Origin of the sequence: Vibrio sp. B181a (assembly GCF_030248375.1) — a bacterium.
Lineage (GTDB): Bacteria > Pseudomonadota > Gammaproteobacteria > Enterobacterales > Vibrionaceae > Vibrio > Vibrio campbellii.
Genome location: NZ_JAHGAD010000047.1, coordinates 76292 through 87886, shown reverse-complemented (window position 1 = coordinate 87886; position 11595 = coordinate 76292). Strand labels below are relative to the sequence as shown.

Here is an 11595-nt window from a genome sequence, read left to right as displayed (position 1 = left end):
ATCAACAATAAAAGAGCGAACGCAAATGAACAATCGCGGATTACACGGACTCTTCCTTTTAGGCTCACTAACGCTAATTGGCTGTTCTTCAACAGACGGCATCTCTACCGATAACGCAGACTCTCAAGCGCCAGTAGAATTAAAAAGCGCGGATGCAGCCACAATTGCAACTTGGATCGACCAAAGCGTTCTGATGCCACAGGGCCTTTCTTTAGAAACAGATAAAATTCGTTATGTTACTGGATCAGCGGATTTGAATAGTGACGGCACAGCAGAGCATTTGGTGTTATTCCAAGACCGTTTCTTCTGCGGAAGTGGTGGTTGCACGGCGTATATGTTCGATAACAACGGCAAAGTACTGAACCGCATGTCGGTAACAAGAACACCAATTGCACTCATTGACAGCTACAGTAACGGTTGGCAAGACTTTGTAGTGTGGAGTAATGGTGCTTACCGTCAGATGAGTTACAACGGAGAGTCTTACCCAACGAACCCTTCACTAGAACCTAAAGTTGATCGTAATACCCAGGTACAAACCGCGACGGCGTATGTTATGGCGACCGAGTTATACCAACAAGATGGTTACGATATTATGCCAGCCGATGATAAGCAGATTTGGACCCCGGTGAACGTGTATCACTTCACCTTTAAACACCATGGTGACCCACATAATGTCTACAATGCGACAGTGAACTTGAGCAGCGGTGATGTGGATGTTGAATCAGTACCAATGCAATAAATTGTCGGTTTAAACACTGCCAACTTAAACAAGAAAAGGGCGAACACTTATTATAAGCGTTCGCCCTTTGTTTTAGGGGCGCTTGCACCCGATATGGTATTTGTGATCCCATGGCTATCGAGGTTACTTGGGCATAATAAAAAACACCTCCCAAAGCCGAGGCTAGAGGGAGGTGTCGAATGCCAAATCGAGGGAGGCATTGTTAACTGTTATTTAATCGCTGTTTGCGATTAAGCGGCAGCTTGTTGTTTCGCTTCTGATTTGTTCTTTAGGAACGCGTAAGTGAAGCCCGTTACCGCTGTACCTGCTGCAATCGCTACCAAGTACATCAGTACTGGCGAGATTGCGTTAGGGATAAGCAGCACGAACAAACCACCGTGTGGTGCCATCAGTTTTGCACCGAACAGCATAGAAAGTGCACCTGTTAGTGCGCCACCTGCCATACATGATGGGATAACACGCATTGGATCTTTCGCTGCAAATGGGATTGCACCTTCAGAGATAAAGCACAGACCAAGAACGAATGATGCTTTACCCGCCTCACGCTCGCTTTGCTCAAACTTGTTTTTAGCAAGGAATGTCGCAAGGCCCATACCAAGCGCAGGAACCATACCTGCCGCCATGATTGCCGCCATTGGTGCGTAAGTTTGTGAAGCCAATAGACCCACACCGAATGCGTAAGCAGCTTTGTTTACTGGACCACCTAGGTCGAAACACATCATTGCGCCAAGGATAATACCCAGTAGAACTGCGCTGTCAGAACCCATGTTGTTTAGGAAGTCAGTTAGGCCGTTCATGATGCCTGAAACCGGGCCACCTACGATGTAAATCATCACCAGACCCGTGAACAGTGTCGCCACGAAAGGAATGATAAGGATCGGTTTAAGCGCTTCCATTGATTGTGGAAGTTTTACTTTGTCGGCAAGGAACTTAGCAGCGTAACCGGCGATGAAACCTGCTGCGATACCACCAAGGAAACCTGCGCCAGTTGAGCTAGCAAGCATACCGCCCACAAGACCCGGAGCCAGACCTGGACGGTCAGCAATAGAGAAGGCGATGTAGCCAGCAAGAACTGGAATCATCAATGCGAATGCTGAGCCACCACCAATGTTCATCAGTGCTGCTGCTAGCGTGCCTTCTTCTTTAAATGCTTCGATACCAAATACAAAGGATAGGGCGATGATCAAACCACCGGCTACCACAACTGGAAGCATGTGAGATACACCTGTCATTAGGTGTTTGTATGCGCCTTTCTTCTCTTCTGTCGCTGATGATGCGCTAGCAGAACCAGAGTGTTGGTATACGGTTGCTTGTTCAAACGCTTTGTCCATTTCTTCCGCTGTTTTCTTCAGCGCTGGACCCGTTTTAGTGCGGTACATCTTTTTGCCGTTGAAGCGGTCAAGAGGTACTTCAATATCCGCTGCGATGATCACCAAATCTGCGTCTGCGATTTCTTGGTCAGTCAGTTGGTTTTTTGCACCTACTGAGCCACGCGTTTCCACTTTAATTTGGTGACCACGACGTTTGCCTTCTTCCTCTAGCGCTTCCGCAGCCATGAAGGTGTGTGCTACGCCAGTTGGACATGCTGTGATCGCAACGATCTTCTTCGTTGCAGATGCGCTTTCTGCTGGTGATGCTACTTGTGCCGTAACTGTGGTTGCTTGCTCTAGTGTTGCTGAGTTTTCAACCGCAGTCTGTAGGAAAGCCATTGCGTCTTTTGCAACGGTGCTGATATCTGCTTGGTAGACTTTTTTACCTACGAAACGAGAAGTATCAACTGGAGTGTTAGCCGCAATTACGATCGCTTCTGCTTGTTCAATGTCAGCGTCTGTTAGCAGTGTTGGTTCAACCACGCTTGATTGGCATTCAATCTTTGCGTTCCAACCCAGCTTCGCCGCTGCTTGTTCTAGTAGACCTGCCGCAATGATGCTGTTCGCAACACCACTTGGACAAGCTGTAATAATGGCAATATTCATACTGATAACCTTCTGTTCCTTAGTTTTTGTCTAAGTTCGTATTAGGGTAAAGCTCGGTTACTTGCGTTTGGAGCTTGATGTTCTCCAGTTCTTCCTGACTGGTTAGGCCAACGCCAACTTGGCTTACTGCTAGGGCAGAAAGCGCAGTAGCGAAGCGCAGTAAATCGTTTTTCGGCATCACTTGCATGTGACCCCAGCACAAGCCAGCCACAAGCGTATCGCCTGCGCCAACGGTGCTTACAACATTCATTCGTGGTGGTTGGGCACGCAGCCATTCGCCTTGGTTCAGCCACATCACGCCGTCTGCACCCATAGAAACCACGATGTTCTCAATGCCTTTGTCGCTTAGCGTCTGTGCTGCTGCTTGGCATTGCGCTGGTGTGGTTAGGTGCTCGCCAACAAAGTCGCTTAGCTCTTCATCGTTTGGCTTGATCAACCAAGGGTGAGCGTCGATGCCCGAACGCAGCGCTGCTTTACTGCTATCGAATAAGACTTTCTTACCTTGCTGATGCAGCTTTTCAATCCATGCAGCACATTGCTCTGCAGTAACGCCGCCCGGTAGGCTGCCTGCCAATACGAAGTAATCGTGTGTTTCTGCAAGGCGGAATAAGGTTTCTTCAAAGCGAGCAATTTCTTGTGCTGTTACTTGAACACCAGGGAAGTTGATGTCGCTGACTTGGCCATCGGCTTCAACCAATTTCACGTTGATACGGGTTGCACCTTCTACTTCAACGAATTCGTTCTTTACGTTGATATCGCTAAATAGCTGGTGAAACAGTTCTGGGTTGTCTTTGCCAAGAAAGCCCGTCACGGTAACGTCCGCACCAAGGTCGCTCAGTACTTTCGCTACGTTTACGCCTTTACCGGCTGCGTGTAGGTTGCTCTTTTCAACTAGGCTGACAGAACCCACTTTAATTGAGTCCAGCGAACCTGTTAGGTCAAGGGCAGGGTTAAGCGTGATGGTAACGACTTTGTTTGTTTTCAATGCTGTCATTCTCTCGCCCCTTAACCTTCGCCAAGACCAGATGCAATTGCTTTGCCGATTGATTCAAGTGCTTGTGCAGCATCTGGACCTTCAGCAGAGAATTGAAGCTGGTGACCGTGTTTCACACCTAGCGCGATAACTTTCATTAGGCTCTTCGCGTTCACCGCTTTGCCGTCGCCATCTAGGTTTGCCACACGAATGGTAGATTCGAACTTCTTCGCTTCAGCAACCAACATTGCGCCTGGACGAGCGTGTAGGCCGTGAGCGTTTTTGATCTTGAAAATTGCTGTGTTGCCATCTTCAGTTGATTCCGCTTCCATTTCTTCGCCTTTAAATAGCGCAAGAATTTGTTCAGCAGAACCATCAAGCAGTTTGCTGTGTTCGTTATTGAATACAAGCTTTGAAATCGTGCTTAGGATAGATTGGTGAGCATTGTTGCAAGCAGCAAAAGCGACTAGAGCGCGTACTTTCTCGCCTTCGAACTCACAATCATTGGCTGTTGATACAAAAGAAACACCAGTACGGGTTACTTGCTTATCACTACCAACTAGCCATAGACCTTGGCCGAGATGTGTAGGCGTTTTTGTTACTAGGTCTGCAACGAACTCTGTACCTGCACAACCTGTGTTTTTAAGTAGGCCGCCAGCAACCGCGCTCATCTGAATCATGTCGCTCGCTGGGAATTGCAGTTGAATTAGAGATGCATCGAAATCCGCTTCTAACTGAACGTCGCCATGAAGTAGGGCGATGATGTCATCTTCACTTTTCGCATTGCGTAGACGCTCTTCAACACCGTCGGCACCCAATACTTTTGTTAGCTGCTTAAGAATGCCTAAGTGCTCGTCCGATTTCGCCGCGATACCGATAGCAACGAATACTTTGTTGCCATCGCCCCATTCAACGCCTTCTGGGAAGTGGTGTACAGCAACGCCAGTGGTTTTCACCATTGAGCGCGTGTCGGTCGTACCGTGAGGAATTGCGATGCCGTTACCTAGAAACGTTGAGTTCTGGTTTTCACGGTTTAGCATGCCTTCTACATAACCTTGTTCTACCAGACCTTTGTCTGTAAGGCTTTGAGCGATGTTTTTGATCGCTTCAAATTTATCTGTAGCGGATTGAGATAGGGTAATGTCGTTCTTACTTAGCTTAAGCATGGTGCTTCTCCAGCCTTAAGGTCTTTATTTCTAATTCATCTTGGTTACGCAGCGTTTTGGCTGCGTGACGCGTGGTTCTGTTGTTGCTGAACTCAATTTATTCGCTAAGCAGTATTGCTTAATAGGCGACTGAATCGATTCAGCAATTGGTCAAATTTTTTAAAGCATTCAGCGAAACCGTTCTTAAAATCAGGGGCTAACCGTTCACGGCTTTATTATTTTTATAGCCTAGTAAAGCGTGTATGTGTTGCTTGATTTTGGTGACTCTTGTCAATTTTTAAGTTTTGCTGAATCCTTTCAGCTTTTATACTGAATCGGTTCAGCATATAATTCAACTTATCGAAGGATCGTTGATGTATTAATATGATCCCGCGCACAGAACAGGGCTTAGAATATGACACTGGATGAAATAGCAAAATTAGCTGGGGTTTCCAAGACCACGGCAAGCTATGTGATTAACGGTAAAGCGCAGAAATACCGCATCAGCGAAAAGACTCAAAAGAAAGTCATGGCGGTGGTTGAGCATTACAATTACAAACCGGATCACGCCGCTTCTTCTTTGAGAGCGGGCAACTCTCGCTCGTTTGGTTTGATCATTCCAGACTTAGAAAACACCAGTTACGCACGTTTAGCAAAACTGATTGAACAGAACTCTCGTAAAGCAGGCTACCAAATTTTGATTGGTTGCTCAGACGACAATCCGCAAACCGAAGAGAAGGTGGCAGAGGCGCTGGTTAGCCGCCGTATTGATGCGTTGTTTGTCGCCAGTAGTATGCCTGCCGCCAGTGAGTATTACTTAAAGCTGCAAAACTCGGGCACGCCCGTAATCGCACTCGACCGTCCTATGGATGATGAACACTTTTGTTGTGTGATCAGTGAAGATTTCGATGCAGCATTTGAGCTGACAGAATCGGTACTGTCTTCGGAGATTGAGTCCATCGGCCTGATTGGCGCATTAGAAGAGCTTCAAGTTTCTAAAGAGCGTGAACTGGGCTTCCGCTCTGCTTGCCAGCAAGAAGGTAACGAGGCTTTGGTCGGCTATGGCCAGCACTTCTCCCGTGAAGAAGGGAAGAAGGTTCTGGAAGGTTGGATTGCAAAAGGCCAGCTACCTGATGCGGTAGTGACCATGTCATACACCTTATTAGAAGGCGTGTTGGACGTAATGTTAGAAAAGCCTGAACTGATGGGCAAAGTGCGTTTGGCTACCTTTGGTGATAACCGCTTGCTCGATTTTCTGCCAATCAAAATCAACTCGCTACCACAGCAATTTGAGCTGATTGCCGACAGCGCTATGGAGCTGGCTCTCAATGCTTCAGCAAAACGCTATAAGGCTGGGGTGGAGTTGATTCCGCGTAAGATCGTGAAACGTCACAACGACGCTAAAGCTTAATTTCTACTGTCAGCGCCACAAAGGCGTGGTCGCTGGCGTTTTTATCTCTCTCAAAAGACGGGTTAATTAGGTGTGTATCCAGCACTTGATAATTCGTCACTTCTGCTATGGATACATCGGCGTGCGCATCAAACTCCTGCGACAGTAGTATGTAATCCAACACGTTTCCTTTCGCGAAGTGGTAGTGTGTTGCTGGTCTTGATTCTAACGATGGTGCCACTTGCAATTCCCAGCCATCACAAAGCTGCAAGTCAGTGACGCTGTCACCGTATTGTTCAACCAAAACGTTATTAACGCTTGTTTTAGTGATGGCTTGGTTCATGTCACCCATCAACAATGTCGGCATCGGGTTATTCGCATAGTGCTTTTGCATTGCATCGCGCAGCATTGCAGCTTCCCAACCCCGTTGTTGTGTTGATAGCCAGCGGGCAATGGGTCTGCTGGCCTGTTCTGGTGTCTCTGAGTCTGCAGGGCGTTGTGACTTCAAGTGCGTGACGTACACGCAGATATGCCCAATGATTGGGTGAATAATGGTTGCCCGAACGGGTTTGCGGCTGAACGGTGGCGCGTCGATATCGCCAAACGCATTGAGCGTATCTTTATCGAACGTGACCGCTTCAAAGCTTTCAATGGGAAAACGAGAGGCCACTGCAACCACTGGGCGAGAATAAATGTAATCGCCTTCAATGTTCGGCGTATCGACACAGGCAAAGTGTTCATAACCTATTTCAGCAAAGAAGGTTTTGGTTTCTACAATACTGAACACTTCTTGCAAGCCGATGATGTCGGGATTGAGTTGATCAAACTGCGATTTGGTCCAAGTGAGTTTGTCCTGCCAATCGTCGAGGGAGTAAATGTTCTCGAAATCATAATACGCGCCAGGAGGGGCGACAAAGTTCAATAGGTTGGCAGTGGCAAAGGTAATGTGGTTCTTATTAGACAAAATATCGCTCGTTCAAGGAGTTATTGGGTGAGTATATACCCAATTGGACAAGTTGAGTGAAGATCACGTTTCTATTTGTACGCATTCCGTTTAAACTCCGTTCATCAAGAAAAATGAGTAATGAACATGACCCAAGATTACGAACACGAAGAGTATTTAGAAGGCGAAGAGATTGAGATCGAAGCGATCGGTATCGACGTTGACGCGCACCCAATTGAGCTGTACAAGCTTTTCAAAATCGCAAACTTGGTGAGTGGCGGTGGTGAGGCAAAACACATCATCGAAGAAGGTTACGTTGCGGTAAACGGCGAGCTTGAAACACGTAAGCGTCGCAAAATGTATGACGGCGATTTCTTTGAGTTCAACCAAGAATACTATGTTGTTGTGTGTGATGCGCCAGTGACTGAACCAGAAACTGCAGAGCAAAAAGCAGAGAAGAAGGCGAAGAAAGAAGCGCAAACGGCTCGTAAAGAAAAGTCTCGCTCGAAAAAGAACGAGAAAGCGAACGTTAAAGGCCCTAAGTCGACTGGTCGTAAAGCTGCACACAAAGAGCGTAAAGCCCAGAAAGAAGCATTGTCTCAATCTGCTAAGAAAGGCAAGAAAGACGACAAGCCTCAAGCGGTTCGCGATCCTAAGAGTGGCCGCAACTCTATCGACTTCTTCTAAACGTCTCATTTCGATATTAGAGTCGACATAAACAGAAAAGCGCCGCCTTGGTGAGTAACCTAGGCGGCGCTTTTGTATCTAAAACGACTTAATTCGTCTCTGTATTAACGCTTTTAATGCAGTACCTTAGCTGGGGCTTTTTGCTCAGTCCAATGGTGAATCGAGTTTGGTTTCGCTAGATAAAAACCTTGGTAGTAATCCAAGTCCAGTGCTTGCATCGCGGATAGCTGGCTGTTTTCTTCTACACCTTCAATCACGACTTTAGCGTTCATCTGATCGGCGAGTTCGACTGCATTGGCTATCGCGAGCGTGTCACCAGAGCAATAGTCGAGTAGGTAAGAGCGGTCGATCTTGATGATATCAGGGCAAAGCTGCTTCACTCGTGGCATATCAGAATGGTGAGAGCCAAAGTCATCAATCGCAAACAAGAAGCCATTGGCACGCATAAGTTTTACGGCTTGGCTCAAAAGCTCTGTATCGCCACAGGCTTCTTCTACCACTTCAAAGACGACATCAGAAGGTGCCATACCCAATTCAGATAATCGCTTGTAGAGTAATCCGTTATCTTTAAAGCCCATGTCATTGGTAAGCGTTAATAACGTTTGGGGCATTACGTTGAGAAACAGTTTGATCGGCGAGCCCGCAAAGTGACGAGCGAAGTTGCGGATGTGAATTGCTCGAGATAGGAACTCGATGCAAAGTCGAAAGTGGGTATCAATACTGCTATCAGTAAAGAACAGATCGGGACGTATGTAGGCACCATCAGCACCACGAATGCGCAGTAGGGCTTCCATACCGATCATTTTCTGGTGTTTATCAAAGATAGGCTGATAAACACTGTGAAAAGTGTATTGATTGAGTACAACGTAGTATTCACCAAGGCTGTCCTGCCTTATGTACTGCTCGTAATCGGACTGCTTCTTTAACTCCATGAAAAACGCCAAAATAATAGCATGCGAAGGACTGTAACAGGATGGAATTCCGATTTGAAGCGCTACGCTGGCTTATTTTGAAGCCTATTGAGTTAATTTGAATTAGATTCCGATTTTTTCTCGATGTATCTGAAAAACATTGATAGACCGAAACAAATCAGGAAGTAAACGAAGCCGACAATCAGCCAAATTTCGAAAATGTAGCCAGATGAGTTTGCCATCTCTGTGCCGACAAAGGTCATTTCTTGAATCGAGATAAGAGATACGATGGAGGTGTCTTTCACCAGTGAGATGGTCTGACCTGCCAGTGCTGGTGTAATGGCTTTCAATACTTGCGGTGCAATGACAAAGCGGTATTTAACCCAAGATGATAATCCGAGTGAATCTGCGGCTTCCCATTGGCCTTTATCGACGCTTTGCAATCCAGCACGCACGACTTCTGCGATGTAAGCCGAGGAAAGTAGACCAACACAAAGGACACCAGAGGCTAAGTTTTCCCAAAGGTTAGCAGGACCAAAGAAGAAGCTTTGAACTGCGTTAGGTTCGCCACGGTAGTTGCGTAAAATGTCTTCTAGCCCAAGTAGTGGGATTAATTGGTTAGAGATGAAGAAGTAGAAGATGAAGACGAACACCAAAGGCGGAATGTTTCGTACCAATTGAATAAACGCATTGGCTGGTGTGCGCAGCCATGCCGAATCAGAAAAGCGAGCCAACCCGAGCAAGGTACCTAGTACCAACGCGAATACGATGCCCCAGACGCTAAGGCGCAGCGTTGAAATTAAGCCTTGAAAGAAATACGGTAAGCCGCCGTCTGCTCTTGGTGTGAACAACAGGTCAATGGCTTCTTTCCAATGCCAGATGTAATTTACGCCAACGGTAGAACGATGATAAAGCCAAACACCAGCCAATGCACAGATGGCCAGCAGCACCCAATCAAGTAGGTTAAAACGACTTAAGAAAAAGCCTGAATTGGTTTTGGTTGGTGCAACGCGAGTGGTGGTTTGTCCGCTCAAGGTTTGACTCCGGTAGTAAAGATAAATACCGACCCGTTAAACGAGTCGGTCATTGTATTTATTGTAAAAATTGTATTTATTGTAAAAGTTGCAATGGCTGTGAAAGTGCTCATTATTCTGACGCTATGAGCAACCGCGACAGCTTATGACTTTATGAGTAACTGCGAGGGCTATTGGCCTTGTGCAACTTGGTCTTGCCAATCTAACGTTGAGAACCAGTACTCGTAACGTTCATCTAGCCAACCGTCTTGCGTACGAGCTTCAATCCATTGGTTGAAGAAGGCCTTTTTGTCTTCCTCACCTAGGCGAACGGCGAAGGCTTCATTGCCTTTTGACAGACGCTCTGAAAATGGAATGAACAATTTGTCTGCGTGCTTGATCGCTTCGTGCTCTGGTTTCGGGCTTGATGCAATCACTGCGTGTGCATTGCCGTTTAGTACTTCTTGGAATGCTTGAGCGTCGTCATCGAACTGAAGGATCTTCGCTTTAGGGAAAGTCTCACGCGCTACTTGCACAGTGAACGCCCCACGACGAGCGGCAATCTTCACACGGCGAGAGTCAAAATCTGAAAACTCGCTAAAACCTTCTGCTAGTTCTTTGTTTGCGGCAACTTGTACGCCAGAGTGTGAATAAGGTTCAGTGAAAAGTACGCTTTTTGAACGCTCTGGAGTAATCGACATACCACCGATGATTACGTCAAACTTTTTTGCTAATAGAGCAGGGATGATGCCGTCCCACGCGGTTGGGACAAACTCGACTTTGAGGCCTGAATCTGCGGCTAATCGTTTCGCCACGTCGATTTCAAAACCAATCAGTTCACCTTGTTTGTTGCGCATTGCCCAAGGCACGAATGTCGACATACCAACGCGCAACGTGCCACGCTCTTTGATTTGATCTACGTTCGGCGTTGCGGCTTCTTCATTGGCTAATGAAGGTAAAGCAATCGCAAGCCCTAATAATGCAGTAATGGTCGCTTTGAATAACTTCATGTTATCTCCTTATAATTTGCGCCAACTGGCTCCTAGTTTGTGTTCCAGCCAAGCGGATAAGCCAGAAAGTGATAATGTGAGAGCAAGGTAGATTGCTGCCACAGTAAACCAGATTTCAAAAGGCATCGCCGTTTCAGAGACGATGTTTCTCGCTTCGGTGGTGAGGTCGAAGATCGCCATAACACTCACAATCGAAGAGTTTTTAATCAGTGACACGACTTCATTGGTCAATGGTGGCAAGGTACGTTGGAGTACCTGAGGGAGAATCACATCTTTGTACGCAAAGAGAGGGGACAATCCCAAGCTTTTCGCTGCCTCAAATTGACCTTTGGGAATGCTGTTTAAGCCTGCACGGAAGATCTCCGCGGTGTACGCCCCTTGGAAAAGGGACAGCGCTAAAACGGCGGTACTGAATCTATCTAGCCCAATAACAGGGCCAAACACGAAATAGAGTAGGTAGATTTGCACCAACAATGGCGTATTACGAATTAACTCTACGTAAGTAGTGCCGATCGCATTACCAACTTTGGAGTTGCTTAGACGCAGCAGTGCGGTAACCAAACCAATTACTAATGTGAAAAACAGGCTAATGGCAGAAATTTTTAGTGTGACGATGAGGCCTTCTATTAACTCGGCTGGCCACCATTCGCCATCTTCGTAAAACGCGATGTAGTCAGGCACACGCTCCCACTGCCATTGATAACCCATCGCTTGTGCGCCGGAATCAAGCACCCAAACGATCGCAATCAGTAGAATCGCGATTTGGAGTAGGGCTTGTAAAACGGGTTTTAGGATTCGAAATACCATT

The 11595-nt window shown here is 46.8% G+C and carries 11 protein-coding genes; 3 read left to right on the top strand and 8 right to left on the bottom strand.

Annotation, left to right across the window (positions count from 1 at the left end; genetic code table 11):
* Positions 1-25 precede the first annotated feature (25 nt).
* A complete protein-coding gene (locus KIO97_RS20810) occupies positions 26-739 on the top strand; it encodes a hypothetical protein (protein WP_285383837.1) in 714 nt (237 codons plus the stop codon).
* A 230-nt stretch (positions 740-969) separates the two neighbouring features.
* On the opposite strand, the gene fruA is transcribed toward KIO97_RS20810, so the two are convergent.
* Genes fruA through fruB form a run of 3 tightly spaced genes read right to left on the bottom strand, consistent with a single transcriptional unit; the run spans position 970 to position 4854 of the window.
* Positions 970-2715 carry a PTS fructose transporter subunit IIBC gene (gene fruA, locus KIO97_RS20805; RefSeq protein WP_285383836.1) on the bottom strand — a complete coding sequence of 582 codons (1746 nt, stop codon included), beginning with the start codon at positions 2713-2715 and terminating at the stop codon, positions 970-972.
* Positions 2716-2734: 19 nt separating this feature from the next.
* Positions 2735-3709 (bottom strand): 1-phosphofructokinase, encoded by a 975-nt coding sequence (gene pfkB / locus KIO97_RS20800; protein WP_285383835.1) that lies wholly within the window; start codon positions 3707-3709, stop codon positions 2735-2737.
* An 11-nt stretch (positions 3710-3720) separates the two neighbouring features.
* A complete protein-coding gene (gene fruB, locus KIO97_RS20795) occupies positions 3721-4854 on the bottom strand; it encodes a fused PTS fructose transporter subunit IIA/HPr protein (protein ID WP_285383834.1) in 1134 nt (377 codons plus the stop codon).
* Between the two features lie 394 nt (positions 4855-5248).
* On the opposite strand from fruB, the gene cra reads away from it, so the two are divergent.
* Positions 5249-6244, top strand: coding sequence for a catabolite repressor/activator (cra, locus tag KIO97_RS20790; protein WP_038889264.1), 996 nt, complete (start codon positions 5249-5251; stop codon positions 6242-6244).
* Here cra and KIO97_RS20785 read toward each other — a convergent pair.
* The gene (locus KIO97_RS20785; protein ID WP_285383833.1) at positions 6234-7187 is read right to left on the bottom strand and encodes an endonuclease/exonuclease/phosphatase family protein; all 954 of its coding nucleotides are present in this window, start codon (positions 7185-7187) and stop codon (positions 6234-6236) included. The two genes, cra and KIO97_RS20785, sit on opposite strands and share 11 nt — an antisense overlap.
* Before the next feature lie 126 nt (positions 7188-7313).
* Between KIO97_RS20785 and KIO97_RS20780 the strand changes: the two genes are divergently transcribed.
* Entirely contained in the window at positions 7314-7853 is a 540-nt protein-coding gene (locus KIO97_RS20780; RefSeq protein WP_010649343.1) for an RNA-binding S4 domain-containing protein, read from the top strand.
* Positions 7854-7966: 113 nt separating this feature from the next.
* Here the strand turns inward: KIO97_RS20780 and KIO97_RS20775 are convergent, their stop codons facing one another.
* From KIO97_RS20775 to KIO97_RS20760, 4 genes are all read right to left on the bottom strand, one after another.
* Entirely contained in the window at positions 7967-8785 is an 819-nt protein-coding gene (locus KIO97_RS20775) for an EAL domain-containing protein (protein WP_045373456.1), read from the bottom strand.
* Positions 8786-8877: 92 nt separating this feature from the next.
* Positions 8878-9798 (bottom strand): amino acid ABC transporter permease, encoded by a 921-nt coding sequence (locus KIO97_RS20770; protein WP_077263117.1) that lies wholly within the window; start codon positions 9796-9798, stop codon positions 8878-8880.
* Between the two features lie 170 nt (positions 9799-9968).
* A complete protein-coding gene (locus KIO97_RS20765) occupies positions 9969-10787 on the bottom strand; it encodes a transporter substrate-binding domain-containing protein (protein WP_045376531.1) in 819 nt (272 codons plus the stop codon).
* Positions 10788-10796: 9 nt separating this feature from the next.
* On the bottom strand, positions 10797-11594 hold the full coding sequence (locus KIO97_RS20760) for an amino acid ABC transporter permease (protein WP_005431322.1): 798 nt from the start codon (positions 11592-11594) through the stop codon (positions 10797-10799).
* Position 11595 lies beyond the last annotated feature (1 nt).